At 66.2% G+C, this 18,230-nt stretch carries 13 protein-coding genes and 1 pseudogene; 6 read left to right on the forward strand and 8 right to left on the reverse strand.

What is annotated here, in order from left to right; genetic code table 11:
• Nucleotides 1-825: 825 nt before the first annotated feature.
• The gene (locus ACYCO6_RS06935; protein ID WP_459770504.1) at nucleotides 826-1,887 is read right to left on the reverse strand and encodes a patatin-like phospholipase family protein; all 1,062 of its coding nucleotides are present in this window, start codon (nucleotides 1,885-1,887) and stop codon (nucleotides 826-828) included.
• 909 nt (nucleotides 1,888-2,796) lie between these two features.
• On the opposite strand from ACYCO6_RS06935, the gene ACYCO6_RS06940 reads away from it, so the two are divergent.
• Nucleotides 2,797-4,689 (forward strand): TRAP transporter large permease, encoded by a 1,893-nt coding sequence (locus ACYCO6_RS06940; RefSeq protein ID WP_459770506.1) that lies wholly within the window; start codon nucleotides 2,797-2,799, stop codon nucleotides 4,687-4,689.
• 251 nt (nucleotides 4,690-4,940) lie between these two features.
• Here ACYCO6_RS06940 and ACYCO6_RS06945 read toward each other — a convergent pair whose 3' ends face one another.
• From ACYCO6_RS06945 to ACYCO6_RS06960, 4 genes are all read right to left on the reverse strand, one after another.
• Complete coding sequence (locus ACYCO6_RS06945; protein WP_459770508.1) at nucleotides 4,941-5,975, reverse strand: TRAP transporter substrate-binding protein; 1,035 nt, start codon at nucleotides 5,973-5,975, stop codon at nucleotides 4,941-4,943.
• A 239-nt stretch (nucleotides 5,976-6,214) separates the two neighbouring features.
• Entirely contained in the window at nucleotides 6,215-7,159 is a 945-nt protein-coding gene (locus tag ACYCO6_RS06950) for an exopolyphosphatase (protein WP_459770514.1), read from the reverse strand.
• Between the two features lie 575 nt (nucleotides 7,160-7,734).
• Nucleotides 7,735-8,007 (reverse strand): hypothetical protein, encoded by a 273-nt coding sequence (locus ACYCO6_RS06955; RefSeq protein ID WP_459770516.1) that lies wholly within the window; start codon nucleotides 8,005-8,007, stop codon nucleotides 7,735-7,737.
• A 446-nt stretch (nucleotides 8,008-8,453) separates the two neighbouring features.
• The gene (locus ACYCO6_RS06960; RefSeq protein WP_459770518.1) at nucleotides 8,454-10,784 is read right to left on the reverse strand and encodes a heavy metal translocating P-type ATPase; all 2,331 of its coding nucleotides are present in this window, start codon (nucleotides 10,782-10,784) and stop codon (nucleotides 8,454-8,456) included.
• A 326-nt stretch (nucleotides 10,785-11,110) separates the two neighbouring features.
• Here ACYCO6_RS06960 and ACYCO6_RS06965 point away from each other — a divergent pair, with 326 nt between their 5' ends.
• The gene (locus tag ACYCO6_RS06965) at nucleotides 11,111-12,265 is read left to right on the forward strand and encodes a hypothetical protein (RefSeq protein ID WP_459770520.1); all 1,155 of its coding nucleotides are present in this window, start codon (nucleotides 11,111-11,113) and stop codon (nucleotides 12,263-12,265) included.
• Between the two features lie 83 nt (nucleotides 12,266-12,348).
• Nucleotides 12,349-12,597, forward strand: a pseudogene (locus ACYCO6_RS06970) (lysozyme inhibitor LprI family protein); the annotation flags it as partial.
• An 81-nt stretch (nucleotides 12,598-12,678) separates the two neighbouring features.
• Here the strand turns inward: ACYCO6_RS06970 and ACYCO6_RS06975 are convergent.
• On the reverse strand, nucleotides 12,679-13,944 hold the full coding sequence (locus ACYCO6_RS06975) for a class I SAM-dependent methyltransferase (protein WP_459770523.1): 1,266 nt from the start codon (nucleotides 13,942-13,944) through the stop codon (nucleotides 12,679-12,681).
• Between the two features lie 365 nt (nucleotides 13,945-14,309).
• On the opposite strand from ACYCO6_RS06975, the gene ACYCO6_RS06980 reads away from it, so the two are divergent.
• Nucleotides 14,310-15,953: an isovaleryl-CoA dehydrogenase gene (locus ACYCO6_RS06980; RefSeq protein ID WP_459770526.1), complete on the forward strand. Its 1,644-nt coding sequence runs from the start codon at nucleotides 14,310-14,312 to the stop codon at nucleotides 15,951-15,953.
• A 26-nt stretch (nucleotides 15,954-15,979) separates the two neighbouring features.
• Here the strand turns inward: ACYCO6_RS06980 and ACYCO6_RS06985 are convergent, their stop codons facing one another.
• Nucleotides 15,980-16,111 (reverse strand): hypothetical protein, encoded by a 132-nt coding sequence (locus ACYCO6_RS06985; RefSeq protein ID WP_459770528.1) that lies wholly within the window; start codon nucleotides 16,109-16,111, stop codon nucleotides 15,980-15,982.
• Between the two features lie 113 nt (nucleotides 16,112-16,224).
• Nucleotides 16,225-16,392 (reverse strand): nitroreductase family protein, encoded by a 168-nt coding sequence (locus tag ACYCO6_RS06990; protein WP_459770530.1) that lies wholly within the window; start codon nucleotides 16,390-16,392, stop codon nucleotides 16,225-16,227.
• Nucleotides 16,393-16,512: 120 nt separating this feature from the next.
• On the opposite strand from ACYCO6_RS06990, the gene acuR reads away from it, so the two are divergent.
• Together acuR and acuI are read left to right on the forward strand one after the other, a co-directional pair.
• Nucleotides 16,513-17,139, forward strand: a complete 627-nt coding sequence (acuR, locus tag ACYCO6_RS06995; protein ID WP_459770532.1) for an acrylate utilization transcriptional regulator AcuR — start codon at nucleotides 16,513-16,515, stop codon at nucleotides 17,137-17,139.
• Nucleotides 17,140-17,162: 23 nt separating this feature from the next.
• Nucleotides 17,163-18,146, forward strand: a complete 984-nt coding sequence (acuI, locus tag ACYCO6_RS07000; protein WP_459770534.1) for an acrylyl-CoA reductase (NADPH) — start codon at nucleotides 17,163-17,165, stop codon at nucleotides 18,144-18,146.
• Nucleotides 18,147-18,230 lie beyond the last annotated feature (84 nt).

An 18,230-nucleotide genomic window follows, 5' to 3' on the forward strand; every position in this document is an offset into this window, starting at 1 on the left:
TGAGGAAGCCGCAGTCGGTCGAGAACGCGGAAACGCGAGGCTGAGCGGACGTGAGGGGCCGTTCGCGAACAAGGTCAAACTTCTCTGTAAGCATGGATCTGTAAGGACAGAGTTCCGTGTGCTTTGGGCCAAGCTCATTTGAGAGCACTCCCTGTGGGGATCCCTCAAATCAGGACAAGCTTTGCCGAGAAATGACAAGCTGGTCGAGGTCCGCTCGGGGTGGTGAGCCGTCACTGGACCGCCGCCCGAAAGCGGACATTCGACTCTGCGTCCATTGCCGCCGTTCAGACATAGGCTTGATGATCTCAAGAGCGGACGCTGCTCTAGCGAAGGTTCCGGGTCCGGCTTGCGCCACGTCCGGACCTTCGCTCAGGGCCAACGACATGGCCGCTCGTCATCCAACAGCTACCGTTGGCGCGGAAGGTTGGGTCCGGCCGACTATAATCTGCTGAATTTGTGACTTTCACACGGTGTCAGACTCAGGCTGCCGACGGGTTCAGCAGAACCCAGAGGCGCGCGATCCTGCCGTCCACAATCTCGGTCACGTCGGCTCCGCCGATGACGGGCCGCGACATGCCGCTGTGATGGCCGCCGACGTCAAGTCCGCCTCTTCCTTCCAAGCAGACTTCCAGACCGGCAAAGCGGAAGGTTCGGAAGGGGGCAGAAACGCCGGTGAGTCGAGAAATGCCTCGATGCTCGAGTGGGGGCGCGAGCGGACGTTCGGCTCCGCGCCCGTCTCAGCCATTCAGTCAACCTGATGCGCTCCTCCGGAGCGGACCTTGAACCAGTACGCCTGACCGTCTGCTCTGCGTCAGCAGGAGAAGATTAGGCTGCTGAGGAGCCGTGCAGGTCTAAGTACCGGAAGCGAGCTTCGGCAGCACGTCTGTTATCCAGCAACCGCAGACCGCTGGTCATGTCGCGCTCGCCTGCCGCCCAACGATCCCGGATCGAGGAGGGCGAGAAGTCGAAGCTCTTGGCCGCGAGCTCGTCAGCACCGGCTTGATAGACGAGGTGGAGCAGGGTCACCGTCGGCCCGTTCGGCTCAAGCCGCTGCCGCAGCGCGTACTCACGCGCGAGCGCCGCAATCGTGCGTCGCCCCGCACTGGAGAAAATCATGTCGTTGGCCCGCTCCAGTACCGCGTCGAGCGAACCGGGGCGAGGCGCGCGCAGGCTGAACAGCTCAAGGGCCAAGCAGAGGAGATCCTGCTCCGGTTCGGTCGCGAAGAGCGGATCAAGCGGCAGGTTGTTGACGTAACCCGCATCGCACAGGACCCGTCCGTTGATCTCAACCGGCGGAAAGGCTGGCAGGATCGCCGTGCTCGCCAGGATGTGCTCGGGCCGGATCTCCTGACGCGCGCTGTCGAAGTAGACCTCTTCGCTGGTCTCGGTATCGGCACAGGCCACCGTCAGGCGTGGCTCGCCCCGGTTGAGCCGCTCGAAGTCGACCAGCTCCTCGAGGGTGCGCAGCAGAGGTTTGTGGTCGAACACGGCGACATCGTTCGGCACCCACGGCAGAGCCGACCACAGGCCAGGAAAGCGCTGCCGGTATATGCCGGGCCGGCCATAGGTGAGCGCCAGGAGCGCGTGCAGGCCGTTGTAGATCTGGCGCGGCTTCAGCCACTCGGTCGGGCTTGGCGCCGTATGCTGGGTTGCCCCGCTCCAGAACGCGCGGAGCTTGCTGACGCGCTCCTCGGGCGCATTGCCGGCGATGATGGCACCTGTGACCGCGCCGACCGAGGCGCCCACAATCCAGCTCGGCTGCAAGCCTCGGCTGTCCAGAACCTGATAGGCACCGGAATGGTAGGCGCCGAGGGCGTTGCCGCCGCCCAGCACGAGAGCGAGACGCGGCTTGTCACCTGGCGCAGATTGTCCGGAAAAATCTGTCATCCGGATGGCTTGCTCCCCCCGCCCGGCTTCGCTGCCCAATACCTCGTCCGGCATCCGTCCTCCTGAAAGTGTCGGGCAGCAACCTGGGGCTGATCACAACCCATGACGCTGGGTTCGTGAGGCCAAAGTGGCGGCCCGGCACCAGGGTTCCGAGCCCGGTGTTGGCCTCCTCTGAGCGGCTCGGCAGCACTCGCCACACGGAACGACGACCCGCGATCTGAGGCCGGCTTGATGCCGAAATGCAAACGTTTGGCTTTTCGCCCCTTGCGGACGATCGCGCTCTCCCGGCCGAAGTTCTGCCCGTGAGATAGGAGCGGGCGAGGACTCAGCCGGTGTCAGTCCGGGGGCCAGCCGGTCGCAACTGAGCTGCCTCAAGCCGACGAAGACCAAGTCCTATGAAACCCGGGCGGGATCCAGCGCCTAAGCTTAACCGTCGCCAGACGCGGTGCCTCGAACGGGCCCGCATCGAGAATGACGAAGCTCAGTCCCGGTTGGACGAGATATGAAAGCGCCATCGGAGTGCGCGACGCGCTAGCTCGGCGAGGGCCTCCGACTACTTACCCGATCACCCTGTCCCCACGCGAGCAGAGATTTTCGCAGCGCCAACACTCATGCGCGGCGGACCGTCCTCTGGAATGCCGGCGGGCCGGCGGGCAATGACAGAAATGCGCCCATTGCCGCCGTCCAGACGAATCCGGTTGGATTCCGGAAGCGGACACTGGCCGACTGCCTGAAAAACCAAGTACGGCGACGCGGCCTAGTCGCCTCTTAAGGGCGTGTCGGGCAAACTCACCTGAAGCGCTCTTCGCCGAAGCGGATACCGATTCCGGCGACCGAGAGCGCATCAAGACACACGAGGAGCCGTTTCCACCGGCGATGCCGGGGACGCGGACCCGACGGGAGGGCGCCATGCAGATCGATATTGCGGCCGTCGAGACTGCGGCAGGGGTTGAACTGACGGGCCCGCCCCTGCGCGCGCGGAGCTGGCTGCGCCGGCTGGACGACGGGCTGGGATACCTCGTGGAGATTCCGGCGGCGCTGCTCGTGCTGGCCGAGATCGGGGTGCTGCTCGGCGGCGTGGTGAGCCGCTACGTCTTCCGCGAGCCCCTCGTCTGGACGGACGAGCTCGCCTCGATCCTGTTCCTCTGGCTCGCCATGCTCGGCGCCGTCGTCGCTTTCCGCCGCGCCGAGCACATGCGCATGACCGCGTTCGTGGCCATGAGCGGCCCGCGCCTGCGCGCATTCCTTGAGACGGTCGCCCTCGCGGCCGGCCTGATCTTCGTTGCGCTGCTCCTGGAGCCGGCCTGGGAATTCGCCAGCGAGGAGACCTTCGTCCAGACGCCCGCGCTGGAGCTGAACAACGCGTGGCGCGCCGCTGCCCTGCCGATCGGCCTCGGGCTCATGCTGATCGTGGCGGTGATCCGCCTTCTGGAGACCGCCGACTGGCGCCTCACCGCGGGGGCGCTCGTGCTAGGCGCCGGCGTCGCCGCCGGGCTCGCGGCGCTCCAACCTTGGCTGACGACCCTCGGCAACCTCAACCTGCTGCTGTTCTTCGTCCTCGGCGTCGGCGCGCTGGTCTTCTCCGGTGTGCCGATCGCCTTCGCGTTCGGCTTGTCGACCTTCGCCTACATCACACTCACCACCGACGCGCCCGCGATGGTGGTCGTCGGGCGCATGGACGAGGGTATGAGCCACCTGATCCTGCTCGCCGTGCCGCTGTTCATCTTCCTCGGGCTGCTGATCGAGATGACCGGCATGGCTCGCGCCATGGTCGGGTTCCTGGCGAGCCTGCTCGGCCACGTGCGCGGCGGCCTGCACTATGTGCTGGTGGGCGCGATGTACCTCGTCTCCGGCATCTCCGGATCAAAGGCCGCCGACATGGCCGCGGTCGCCCCGGTGCTGTTCCCCGAGATGAAGGCGCGCGGCGCCAGGGAAGGCGATCTGGTGGCGCTGCTGGCCACCACCGGCGCGCAGACCGAGACGATCCCACCGTCGATCGTGCTGATCACCATCGGCTCGGTCACCGGCGTGTCGATCACCGCCCTGTTCACCGGCGGCCTCCTGCCGGGCCTGGTGCTCGCCGCGACGCTCTGCGCCCTGGTCTGGTGGCGCTACCGCCGGGAGGACCTGAGCCACGTCGCCCGCCCGTCCGGTCGAGTCATCGGCAGGACCTTCGTCATTGCCATCCCGGCGCTGGCGCTGCCCTTCGTGATCCGCTTCGCCGTGGTCGAGGGCATCGCCACGGCCACCGAGGTCTCGACCATCGGCATCGTCTACGCGGCGCTGGCGGGCCTGCTGATTTACCGCCAGTTCGACTGGCGGCGGCTATACCCGATGCTTGTGACGACCGCGACCCTGTCGGGGGCGATCCTGCTGATCATCGGCGCGGCCACCGGCATGGCCTGGGCGCTGACCCAGTCGGGCTTCTCGCAGACGCTGGCGGAGGTGATGAAGAGCCTGCCGGGTGGCGCGCTCGGCTTCCTGTTCGTCTCGGCGGCCGCCTTCATCGTGCTGGGCTCGGTGCTGGAAGGGATCCCGGCGATCGTGCTGTTCGGGCCGCTGCTGTTCCCGATCGCCCGGGCGGTCGGCGTGCACGAGGTGCACTACGCGATGGTGGTGATCCTCGCCATGGGGATCGGCCTGTTCGCCCCGCCCTTTGGCGTCGGCTACTACGCCGCCTGCGCCATCAGCCGGATCCATCCCGATGCCGGGATGCGGCCGATCGTCGGCTACATCGTGGCCCTGCTGATCGGCCTTCTCGTCATCATCCTCGTCCCTTGGTTCTCGATCGGCTTCCTCTGAGGCCATCCGATCGGATCCGGGTGAACATCCCCGGACGGCTGCGGTGCCGTCCGGGCGGCTTCCGCACGCTGTGAATCCAGACCGCCGGAGCTGCTGTCATGCCCGACACGCCCAATCCCACGCTCACAGCCCGGATGGCCGACGCGATCAGCTTGCTTGCCCTCGACGTGCCCGACCGGGCCGGCGACGGCCAATCCACGGTGCGCTGCTGGGCTGCGCCGAGATCGCCGTGGCCTTCCCGGAAGCGGTCATCAGGTGAGCTTCCCGCAGGCCTTCTCCAGCAGCGACCAGCCCTCCTCGCCGTACCGGCCCTTCCACTCAGCGTAGAAGCCCGCCTTGCGCAGCTTGTCGCGGAAGGGCTCCGGGTCGGGCTTGTTGAAGATCATGCCGTTCTTCGAGAGATCGGCCTGCAGGTTGGCGTTGAGTTGGGCGACGTCGGCCCGCTCCTTCATCCCGGCGGCGTCGATGTGGCGGGCCACCATCGCGCGCAGGTCCGGCGGGATACGCTCCCAGGCGCGCCGGTTCGCCAGGAACCAGTAGCCGTCCCACATGTGGTTGGTGAGTGAGCAGTACTTCTGCACCTCATAGAACTTCGTCGTGGAGATCACCGCGAGCGGGTTCTCCTGGCCCTCGACGATCTTGGTCTGCAGGGCCGAGTAGGTCTCGTTCAGGTTGATCGAGGCGGGCGCGGCGTCGAACGCCTTGAACATCGAGGTCCAGAGCGGCGAGACCGGCACGCGGATCCGAAAGCCCTTGAAGTCGTCGGGCGTGGCGATCGGCCGGGTCGACGAGGTGGTCTGGCGATAGCCGTTGTCCCAGATCTTCTCCATGGCGACGAGGCCGGCCTTGGCGATCTGCTGGCGGACCCAGGCGCCGAGTTCGCCGTCCATGGCCGGCCAGACCGCCTCGTAGCTCGGGAACGCATAGCCGATGCCGTTGATCGATGCGTTGGGAACCAGCGTTGAGAGGATCAGCGGCGACATCGTGAAGAACTCGACGCTGCCAGAGCGGAGCTGGCTCAGCGTATCGGTGTCCGAGCCGAGCTGGCTCGACGGGAAGATCTTGAGGTCGAACCGTCCGCCGCTCTCTGTGCGCAAGGCGTCCGCCATCTCGCGGGCGCGGACGTTCATCGGGTGCGTATCGGGCAGGTTGTTGGCGTACTTGTAGGTGAAATCTGCCTTCTGTGCCCGCGCCACATGCGGCGCCGCCACCGGGCCGACGAGGAGGGCCGTGGAGCCGGTCGCCAGGAAGCTCCGGCGGGACAGGGGAAAGCGGGATAGCGACATCGGGGCCCTCTTGATGCGGGCGCAGTGGCCCGGCGTTTCCTCGGATCCGCATCGTTCGCGCGCGGACTTGATCCTGAGCCTACGGCCTCTAGCCGCTGGCCGGACGCAGTCAAAGGGCCGCTACGGTTTACCCCTATCGAATTCGTGGTCTTTCGTAACGGGCGGCGTCCCGGGGGCCGAGCCCGCCCCCGGCTCGAAGGACCGCCCGGTGCTTGGGGCGCCGGGGCGTCCGGGTCGTTTCAGGCCGCAGCCTTGCGGGATTCGCGCGAGAGCGCCGCGATCAGCTCGGCCTTGACGGCTTCGGCGCGCGCGATGGGGATCTGGCAGGTACCGGCAGCCCGATGCCCGCCGCCGCCATAGCCGAGGCAGAGCGCGCCGACATCGACCTGTGAGCCGCGGTCCAGGATCGATTTGCCGATGGCGAAGACGATGTTCTGCTTCTTCAAGCCCCACAACACGTGGGCCGAGACGTCGCAGTCGGGAAAGAGTGCGTACACGGTGAAGCGGTTGCCCGCGTAGATGATCTCTTCGTCCCGCAGGTCGATGAGCGCCAGCTTGCCGTGGACCGACGTGCAGCGGCGGAGCTGGTCCGCGAATGGCTCGCGGTGTGCCTCGTACAGGTCGACCCGCTCCTTGACGTCCGGAAGAGCCAGGATCTCGGCGATGCTGTGGTCGCGGCAATGCTCGATGAGCTGCATCATGAGCTCGTAGTTCGAGATCCGGAAATCGCGGAAGCGTCCGAGCCCGGTGCGCGAGTCCATGAGGAAGTTCAGCAGCACCCAACCCTGCGGGTTGAGGATCTCCGCGCGTGTGAACTGCGCCGAGTCGGCCTTGTCCACGGCCGCCATCAGCTCGTCGCTGATCCGCGGGAAGGCCGCCGCGCCGAAATGCCGGTGGACGACGCGGGCCGCGGACGGCGCCGTCGGATCGATCACGTGGTTCGGGAAGGTCCGCCCGGCGTTGCGCATCATCTCGCTCGCGTGATGATCGAAGGCGAGGTGGCAGCCCTCGACGTAGGGCAGGTTGGTGATGATGTCGCGACCCGTGATCGGTACGATGCCGTCCTGCATGTCCTTGGGATGGACAAACTTGATTTCATCAATCAAGTCGAGCTCGCGCAACAGCATGCCGCAGACGAGTCCATCGAAGTCACTACGCGTCACGAGGCGGAATTTCTGCGGCATGGTGGGTCACTCTTCCAACTGACGCAGGAGTGTCCCAGCGCGTGCTGAAGGTACCGTTACGCCTACTCGGCCTGAATTGAGCTTGGTTTAGAGAGGCTTTCTCTACCTGGTCGGATGCCGCCGAGCCAGTCAGTTGCTGGCCGAACAGAGGGTTCAGAAAGTCTGCTTCCGTGGCTCAGGTGCGGAAGGCCGCCAGACCGCTATCGGCCGGCTCCGGCCGACCGCTTCGCGCCGATTGCGTTAGAAAATGCGAAAACCGGTCGAAGCCGCGGCGCCGGCAAGGCCAGCTGCAGGAACTTCCGCTATTGCTTCCCACAAAAACTGCCGTGATCGTGGCGTTGTGTCGCCGAGATAGATAAATATTCCCCTGGCCGACACCTTGAATCACGTCTAAGACGCTTCCTCCCAGATTTTCAATACAATCCGCCCATTGCTGCCTTTCCGAGAAGCTTGGAGGGACTCCAGATGCAGACACCCTATGCAGATCCGGCGGAGTGGACGTCCGTCGCAAATCGAGAGGAAGGTGCCCCGCGACAGCTTTCCTGACCGCATGTCGAAAAGAGCCATCGACAAGGTCATCGGTTGCCCGAACGGCCGCGCTCGAACGCATCGATAAAGCCCTTGGGAGGCGTCTGCTGCGGATCTGAGTATTTTGGTCCCACCAAATAGATAAAACGAAATCCATTTTGCGCGGTCGGCCCGTGCATGGCCCAAGCCACGCGGCAGGCAAGCTGATTGTCGGCATCAAACCGAGCCTCAACATCATCAATGAAGGGCTTTAGCTCCTCCGGATTCGTGTAGCCGAAGGATTTGAGCTGAGACATCGCCAGAGTGGTGTTGAACTTCATCTCGTCGCATCGCTCCGAGGCTAGGTATGAGGCTGCGACGGCTTCACCGATGCGTAGGTAGAGTACAGCTTGAGTGCGCCGTCGCTCACCATCCAGGCCCGTGTTCATACCTGGCTGCTGGGCGTAGCACCGCTCTTGCGCGAACCTCGGAGCGATGCGGCGGCACTGGTCTCCAGCATGAGCGACCGCGTTGACGCTGCAGGCTATGCACATTCCCAGCGCTGCCGCTCTGATCATCTGGAGAGCTCCGCATTCATTAGCAATGCTCAAGGCTGACATATGGCGCTGAGCGGAGGCAAGACGCCTCCCACTTGGCATTTCTCAGCAGCGGGCCTCTTGGAGGCGGTCATCACGGTTTTAGGCGAATCGCGAGGGCGTCCTGCCGCCTCTGGCCAATAGGCCTTCGCCCTTTTGAGGTATGAGGAGCCGCACCGCGGCCCCCAGGATCAGGCGGGTGCCGCCTGAGGCTCGGTTTGGACCGCGCGGGTGCTGGCCAGGCCATGATACAGCTCGTCCTCCTGGGCGAAGTGCAAGCGCAGGATCGCGTCGAGGCCGTAGAGCACGCGCCGGAATTCGTTCATCGCCGAGGGGTCCGGGCCGTCCGGCGGCAGGTCGGCCACCATGCGGCTCAACAAGATGCCCAACTCCTGCACCTCGCGATGGGTTCGGTGCATGGCTGCGATCGGATCGTCACCGCCGAGGGCCCGCTCGATCCTTGGGTAGAGCTGCGCGTCATCCTCCTGCTCATGCCGCAGCAGCTGTTCACGCACGAGGTTTTCAACCGTCCCGAGCGCCACGACCGCCTCGGTGGGCGGCAGAGTCGCCAGCTGATCCGCAACCGCACGCACGCGCGCGAGAGGTCCCGCGAGACGCTCGTGCTCCTCTCTCAAACGCGCGACCTCCGCGATGGGCAGGCTGACACGCGGATGTCCGGGGATGCGCACTTGCAGTACCCGCAGCGCGTTCAGGATGGCGGCAACGTCAATGGCTTCCTGAAGCAGCGCCCCAGCGACGGGAGGCAGGAAGCCGAGCGCTGCCACGACCATGGCGGCGATGGACAGTCCCATCCCGATCCAGACGCTCTGAAGCGCGATACGCCGTGCGCCCTGGGCGATGGCGAGTGCGTCCGCCAGGCGGTCGAGGCGGTCGACCAGCAGGACAACGGAAGCCGCCTCCGAAGAGGCCCCCGAGCCGCGGGCCCCCATGGCGATCCCGACATCCGCGGCGGCGAGCGCAGGGGCGTCGTTCACCCCATCACCGACCATTGCGCAGACGGCTTCCGCCTTCGCCTCTGCGATGGCGGCGAGCTTGTCATGCGGCTGCAGCTCAGCCCGGACCTCGTCCACGCCGAGCGCCGCCCCGATCCGCTCGGCGACGTCGCGCCGGTCCCCCGTGAGCATGACGGTGCGCTCGATCCCAGCCCGGCGCAGCAGGCGCAGGGCGCGCGCCGAGTCGGGGCGGATCTCATCGGCGAGCTGGATGGCGCCCAGCATCTGCCCGTCCGCCGCGACGAAGGCCCCCGTTGCTCCCTCATAGCTCATCCGCTGCAGGAAGCGCCTGCTCCAGTCGGATCGCTTGGCCCGGGCCGACACATATGCGTAGCTCCCGACCGAGACGCGGCGGCCCTCCAGAACTCCCGTCAGCCCGGCTCCGGGCTCCTCCTCCACGTGAGACGGAACACCGAGCGGCAAGGTCCGGCCGCGAGCGGCTTCCACGATCGCGTCGGCGATGATGTGCTGCGAGAGTTGGTCGAGGCTTGCGGCAAGGCGCAGAACCTCGTCGCTCCCTACCCCCGCCTCGGTCTCAATGACCGCGACGCGCGCCCGGCCACCGGTCAGCGTCCCGGTCTTGTCGAGGAAGAGCGTCCGCAGCCGCGCCAGCTGCTCCAAGGCGCCACCACCCTTGACCAACACGCCACGCCCGGCGCAGCGTGACAGACCAGAGACGATGGCGACCGGCACGGCCAGGATCAGCGGACAGGGCGTTGCGACGACCAGGACCGCGAGGCCGCGCACGGGATCGCCGCTCCACGCCCAGGCCGCGCCGGCGAGCGCGACCGTGAGCGGCGTGAACACGAAGGCAGCCCGATCGGCGAGCCGGGCCGATGGCGCTTTGGCTTCCTGGGCCGCTCGGACCAGGCGCACGATCCCCGCGAAGGTGCTGTCGGCTGCCGTCGCCGTTGCGGTCAGGTCGAAGGGGCCGCCGGCGTTGACGCTGCCGCTGCGCAAGCGCTCGCCCTGCAGTCGCCGTGCCGGCAGAGGCTCCCCCGTGAGCGCGGCCTCGTCGAGCACGGCCGTGCCCGCCGCAAGATACCCGTCGACGGGCACCGCCTCGCCGGCTCGCACGAGGAGGCGGTCACCGACACGCACGGCGTCGAGCGGCACGCTCGCGATCTGCCCGCCGTCGTAGCGGCTGGCCGTGCGCGGAACGCGGGACAGGAGCGCGGACATCTCGCGGCGCGCCCGCGCGTCGGCGAAGTCCTCCAATGCTCTACCGCCCGACAGCATCAGTCCGATGACGGCGGCCGCGACATATTCCTGGAGCAGGAGAGCGCCGCCGATGGAGAGAAGGGCGATGATGTCGAGCCCGACCTCCCGACGCAGCAGGCTCGCGACGCTGTCGGCGAGGACGGCGACGAGCACCGGGCCAGTACCGGCGAGAAATATCCAGGCCGCCCACTCGTCGCGATGGAAGCTCCGGGCGATCAGCCCACCGATCAATCCGGCGAGGGCCAGACCAAGAAGTGCCAGATTGAGCGCGCGCTTGTATTCGGCCATGCTCGGGTCAGCCTCCGTCCGGCGACGTCGTCGAACCGCCCCGTCCCGCGCCGCAAGATCCTCGCGGCGGCCGTCCGCAGCATCATCGCACGCCTATCTCGTCGTCCCGTCCGAGCATTGATCCAGAGCAAGAGGGTGCCGGCACCTCATGAAAAGTGGCAGTGTCGCGCATGATGGCGGCAAGTGAAGCGTCCCGAGCCGTCGAGAGCAGCTTCTGGCGAGAGGCCGGGAATTATCGCCGCATTTGATCGGCCTCGATGCGCCTGGGAGGGCGGATCCGAGAATGTTCCGATTTCGGTGCCGGGCGCACTCGGTTCGGGGGGAAGATGCGACGAGCCAGCAAGCGTTTTTCCAGCCAGGTCCGCGACTCCGTATCGTCGCGCCAACGAAGCGGCCGTCTGCGCCTCGCGCTTCTGCGCTGCGGGGTTCTCTGTGCAGGTCTGCTCGGACTCGCCGGAGCGGTCGCGGCCGAGCCGCGCCCGGATTACGCGGCGGACGACCGCGGCATCTTCCTACGCTTCCTCACCGCGCCGGGACCGGATGAGGACCTCGCGCGGTCGCCGCGACTCGGCCTCTCCTTCGGCGGCGAGATCCGTCCCGTGCTGGTGGATACCGGCTCGACCGGCATCGTGGTCTCGGCCGCCCGCATCTCCGGTCTCGAGACCCTGGCCAGCCGGCCCGGGCGCCTGACCTACACGAGTTCCGGCCGGATCATGGTCGGCCGCTGGGTGCGGATGCCTGTGACCGTGTGGGGCCGCGACGGCGAAAGTATGATTACGCGGCCCATCCCGGTCCTGGCGGTCGACCGTATCGACTGCACCGCGCGACCACGCAACTGCGTGCCCGAGGATGCGCCGGCCCATGTGGCCATGATGGGCATCGGGTTCGGCCGCGAGGACGACAGCCAAGCCCAGAGCACGCCGGACACCAATCCCCTGCTCAACGTCGAACCGCCCGGACCCGGTGCGGTCCGCCGCGGTTACGTGCTGACCCGGCGGGGCGTGCATGTCGGCTTGACCCGGGCCAACACGCGCGGCCTCTACCGATTCGTGAAGCTTGATCCGCACCCGCGCGTCCCGGGCGACTGGCTCGGTGTTGGCGTATGCATCACCGTCGACGGGCGGGAGCCGGGCGCCTGCGGCCGCGCGCTGCTCGACACCGGCGTCACCGAGATGTTCCTGACGCTGCCGCCCGAGCAGGTCGCCGACAGCGTCCTGAGCGCGGCGAGCGGTCCCGCCACGCTGCGGCCCGGGACACGCCTGAGCTTCCGGTTCGGCGACGCGGCCGGCTACGCGGTCACCGTCGGCGACCGGGACGCGCCGCTCGCGCCCGAACGCATCACCCTCAACACCACACGGCCTCTGCGCTTCGTCAACACCGGACTGCACGTGCTTAACGGCTTCGACGTCCTCTACGACGCCGACCAGGGCTACTACGGCTTCCGCGTTCAAAGCCCGCCCCGGACAGCCGTTGAACCGTAGACGCCGGACCATCCTGCGCACGGGCTCCCTCCCGAACTTCGGGCTCCCCGTGCTGCGCAAAGCTTTGAAAGCCTCAGCTCGAGAAGGCGCAGCGCGCCTGGATCGCATTCCGTGACGCCGATTGCGGGGATCTCACTTACGGTGAGTGGGCCGATGGCGGTGGCGCAAACCCGGCAATCCCCGCTCGCCGTTACGAAAGGGCTATACAGCGGATCGCTGACCTCCTCAGCCGCCACCTGCTCCATCAAGAGCTATCCGGAGGCATCGGCGGAGGTGCCACAATCGATGCACGTCAGTCGGTGTGCCCGCGCAGGCGCCCAAGAATTTCGTGAAAGTTATAGTAATCAGCCTCATGCTTGCATTGTTGTATCCTGCCGCATCCGGTCAGGAGCGCACGGAACGGAACAGCGCGCTCAGGCGGCGACGGCTGGCACTCCGGACAGCTCCTCCCGCCGCTGCAGCCTGGCTTCGGCTGCAGCGATGTACTCGCGAGTGAGCGGTATCACATCGTTGCGGCGTGCGAGCTGGATCTGAAACACGACCGCGTCCTCGTAACGGAATGCAGCCTCGCAACTCGCTAGGTACCAATCCCACATCCGGCAGAAGCGCTCGCCAAAAAGGTCACGCGCGGCTGGCCGCCCTGCTTCGAAGCGTTCGCGCCAAGCGGCGAGCGTACGGGCATAATGGAGCCGCAGTACCTCGACGTCTGTCACTATCAAGCCCGAGCGCTCAATCGCCGGCATGATCTGGGACAGCGTCGGCAGATGGCCACCCGGAAAGATGTATCGGGTGATCCAGGCATTCGTCGGATAGGGCACGCCCGTGCGGCCGATCGAGTGTAGAAGCATCACGCCCCGCTCGGCGAGACGCTCGTGAGCAACGCGAAAGAACCGGCCGTAATTTGCGGGGCCGACGTGTTCAAACATGCCAACCGAGACGATGCGGTCGTATGTGCCCGTGGTTCGACGAAAGTCTTCCAGAGCGAACTGGACCCGTTCGGCGAGACCATGCGCTTCGGCCTGTGCGCGGGCCCGGGCGAGCTGCCCTTCCGATAGGGTGATCCCGCGTACGAAATCGCATCCCGCTACCCCGGCCAAGTAGAGAGCCAGGCCGCCCCAGCCACACCCGATGTCGAGCACGCGCTGCTCAGGCCCGACCATAAGTTTCGCAGCGATGTGGCGCATCTTGGCTCGCTGTGCCGCCTCAAGATCATCCGCATCGGACGTGAAATATCCGCAGGAATACTGCCATGCGGGATCGAGGAAGAGAGCGTATAGGCGTTCGTCAAGCTCGTAATGGTGCTCAACATGGCGGCGCGCGCGTCGTGGCGTGTTGCCCAACCCGATGCGTCGGACGAGGCTGCGCAGGGCCGCCATCGCGGTCATCGAGGGCAGCGGCACCTGGCCATGACTGCGGGCGAGGAGGATTTCCATGAACTCAGGCAGCGTTCCTTCTTCCAGGACGACCCCGCCATCGACGTAGAGCTCCCCTAGCCTGAGTTCCGGATCGAGGAGCAGGCTGCGAGGTGCCGCCGGATCTTGCAGCCGCAACGTCACGGCCGGCCCGCCCCCATGCCCCGCCACAATCCTGCGGCCGTCGGGCGCAACAACAGCGAGGCGGCCTGCGAGCGGCAGCGCCTGCAATATCCAACTGAAGACCTTCTCTGTGACAGTCGTCATCGGGGTAGCTTTCGAGCAGACAGGGCCGTGACCGAGCCTCAGCGCGAAGGAACTAGTCTGATACGCAATCTCCTTTATGATAAGACGCCACTCCCACCACAGGAGTTCCGGCGATAGTTCTGCAAGGAAAAAGATGCTGTTATGCGTGCTCTGCGGGCGAATAGAGACGCCCCGCCCTGAATATGGCTATCCGCAATCTGAGAAAGCTAGGAACCTCTGTGTTCTAGGCCCCGCCCTCCCAGCACTCAGCAAATACATCCGCAGATGATTGATGGCCGGCGGAACATGAGCGTTCCGCGGGGCCGATTTGCTGCCAATGTAGAAATATGATGAAGTTTCAGCGAGTGCCTCGGGAGTCCTCGCGCATGCCCCGCTATGCCCCAACGACGCATCTCCCTACACATGAGATCACGAACCAACCGCCGGACTTTCCGGAGTTGAACCTCTACGGCGTGGATCAGCCTCTACGCGATGCGGTGATGCGCGAGGCGGGCTCCTGGCTCGACGTCCGCATGAATGCGCTCGGGGCTGAGATGGGATCGGAGGAAGTTCGCGAACTCGGCGAGTTGGCGAACCGTTTTCCGCCTGAACTGCTAACCTTCGATCGGTACGGGCGGCGGCTGGATGAGGTGAGATTCCATCCCGCCTACCACGCGCTGATGGCGCTCGCGATGCGCCACAACATTCACGATATCGCTTGGACCTGTGATCAGCCGGGCGCTCATGTCGCTCATCTGGCCCTGCTCGCACTGTTCACGCAAGTGGAAGCCGGCGTGATGTGCCCGATCAACATGACCTACGCGGCCGTGCCGGTGTTGCGCGCTTTCCCCGCGGCGGGCCGCGTCTGGCTTGAGACGCTGCTGGGCGGACGATACGACGGGCCGCTGCGCCCAATCGGTGACAAGGCCGGCCTAACGATCGGCATGGCGATGACCGAGAAGCAGGGCGGCAGCGACGTTCGCGCGAACTCTACGCGAGCCGAGCCGACCGGAGATGGTGATTACCGACTGGTCGGACACAAGTGGTTTTGCTCCGCGCCCATGAGCGATGGCTTTCTGACGCTGGCTCAAGCTCCCGGCGGTCTGAGCTGCTTTCTCGTCCCTCGCATCACGTCTGCGGGTGAGCGGAATGCCATTCATCTGATGCGGCTCAAGGACAAGCTCGGAAACCGGTCTAACGCGTCTGCGGAGATCGAATATCAAAGCGCCTCGGCGATCCTGTTGGGAGAGGAAGGTCGCGGCGTCAACGTCATCATCGACATGGTGCATCATACCCGCCTCGGCACCGTCGCGAGCACGTTGGGCATCATGCGGATGGCGCTGGCACAGGCCGTCCACCATGTCGTCGGACGGTGGGCCTTTCAAAGGGCGCTGATTGACCAGCCGCTGATGCGCGCTGTCATCGCAGACCTCTGCGTCGAGTACGAGGCGGCTGTCGTCCTCGCGACCCAGGTGGCGCGCGCCTTCGGAAGGACGGACGAGAAGAGCAGGGCTTACGCGCGCCTGGCTGTCGCGATCGCGAAGTATTGGCTCACAAAGCGCAATCCCGGCTTCGTGTTCGAATGCATGGAGTGCCACGGTGGCGTCGGCTACGTCGAGGAGACACCGATGCCGCGGCTCTATAGGGAGGCGCCCGTCAACGCGATCTGGGAAGGCTCGGGCAACGTCATTGCGCTCGACATCCTGCGCACGCTGGCGCGGGACCCGGCCGCGTACGAGGCATACCGCGAGGTTGTGACCGAGGCGGGCGGTGCCGACACCAATTTGGATACCGCTACTCGGAACCTTGTCGATGAACTCGCGATGGGCCCTCCTTCCGAGGCGCGGGCGCGCTTCCTCGCGGAGCGTATGGCGCTGGTGTTGCAAGGCGCTCTGCTCGTGCAGTTTGCTCCGCCTGCTGTGTCGGATGCCTTCTGCGCAACGCGCTTATCAGGAGACTGGGCCCACTCGTATGGTGTCCTGCCGATGAAGGCGGACGTGCGCAGCATCCTTGCGCGTCAACTGAGCTAGAGGAGGGCTCAGATTAAGATTGTAGATCAAGGAATCCGGAGGAAATCAGCCGGGCGACTTGAAGCGACGACCGTTTCGCGCAGGGTCTCGCGGCCGCTCATGTAAGCCATGCCGGCGGCCGACATGCAGATAGCCTCCTGCCATGTCTCGTCGCTCATGCCCCGCTCTTCGCAGGAGGTCCGGAAAGCCTCTACGCAACCGCGGGGGTGGTCCCGATGGCCCCTGTGAGGTAACGGTCATGGTGCAGCACCACTACCGGCATGTCGGCCATCTACGGGATGCGGTCCATTGGAATCGTGGCCGCGACCAGCTCCTGAATCTTCTGCTTCTGCTCGCCCGAGACCGCCACGACGCTCCACTGCTGCAGGCCAGGCGAGCTCGATGGCGACCACGCGGCCGCAACGGTCGTCTCCAGAGTCCCATCGGGGAGCCGATTCATCTGAGAGGCCTCGCCTCCGTGTGAAAGCCGGACAGGAGACAAGCTCAGCAGCGGCGCCTGAAGGTGGTTGTATTTAGTAATCAACCGGTCTATTTCCAAATCATGACGCTCGAATCAGCCATGACAGGCACGGCACGCAGGAGGGGGCGCCCCCCGCGGCTGGAGCCGGCCTACGGCACGTCGCGCGAGGCCCTGATCCGCGCCGGGGTCGCACTTCTGGCTGAGAAGGGATACTCGGCCACCGGTCTCGAAGAGGTGCTGCGCAACGCCGGCGTTCCGAAGGGCTCATTCTATCACTACTTCACGAGCAAGGACGTCTTTGGTGCGGAGCTGATTGAGGCATACGCGACCTACTTCGCGCGCAAGCTCGACCGTTGGTTGCTCGACGAGAGCACGGCTCCGCTCCAGCGACTCAGGAATTTCGTCGCCGACGCACGTACCGGCATGGCGCGCTACGCGTTTCGCCGCGGCTGCGTCGTCGGCAATCTCGGGCAGGAGATGAGCGCCCTGCCGGAGCTCTTCCGGGGCCGCCTGCATGGGGTTCTGCTGGACTGGCAGGCGCGGACGGAGCGCTGCCTCCGGGACGCCCAGGCCGCCGGCGAAATCGGCGCGGAGGCGGATTGCGCGGCACTGGCAGCCTTCTTCTGGATCGGCTGGGAGGGCGCTGTCCTGCGCGCCAAGCTTGAGCGCAGTCCTGAGCCCCTCGACCTCTTCGCCAACCTGTTCCTGACCTCGTTGGCGCGCTGAGCGCCACCCTCGGAGTATAGCGGATGTTCAAGGCAGTCTTGATCGAGAAGGATGAGGCTGGCTACCGCGCCGGCCTGCGCGAGATCGATGAAGCGCAGCTGCCCGAGGGCGACGTTACCGTGGACGTCGCCTACTCGACGCTGAACTACAAGGACGGCCTTGCGATCACCGGCAAGGGTCCGGTGGTGCGCAAGTTCCCGATGGTGCCGGGCATCGACATCGCCGGCACTGTGCGCGAATCCCGACATCCCGGCTATCGAGCGGGCGACCGCGTCATCCTGAACGGCTGGGGCGTCGGCGAGACCCACTGGGGCGGGCTCGCGCAGGTCGCGCGCCTCAAGGGCGATTGGCTCGTGCCGCTGCCCGAGGCGTTCACGCCGCGTCAGGCGATGGCGATCGGCACTGCCGGCTACACCGCGATGCTGTGCGTGATCGCGCTCGAACGCCACGGCGTCAGCCCCGAGAAGGGCGAAATCGTCGTCACCGGCGCGGCCGGCGGCGTCGGCAGCACGGCGGTCGCTCTCCTATCGCGCCTCGGCTACACGGTCGTGGCGGTCAGCGGGCGCCCCGAGGAGGCCGACTACCTGCGCGGTCTCGGCGCGGCCGAGATCCTCGACCGGGCGACGTTCTCTGCGCCGGGCAAGCCGCTCGCTCGGGAGCGCTGGGCCGGGGCCGTCGATGTGGTCGGCAGCCATACGCTCGCGAACGTCTGCGCCGCCACGAAGTACCGTGGCGTCGTCACGGCCTGCGGTCTGGCGCAGGGCATGGACCTGCCGGCGAGCGTCGCACCCTTCATCCTGCGCGGCGTCAGCCTGATCGGTATCGACAGCGTAATGTGCCCGCGGCCCGAGCGGCTCGAGGCTTGGGACCGGCTGGTCCGCGATCTCGACCCGGCCAAGCTCGACGCGATCACGGACGAGATCGGCCTGACAGATGTCGTGGCCACCGCGGAGCGCCTGATGGCGGGCCGGGTGCGCGGGCGCGTCGTGGTCGACGTCAATCGCTAGGCGCCCTCATCCCCAAGCAGTAGTCCAGCAGCAGAACAATTGAAAACAGACAGGGAATATCTGGGCGCGATGGCTTAGCGACGA

This window comes from Methylobacterium sp. CM6257 (genome assembly GCF_054611515.1).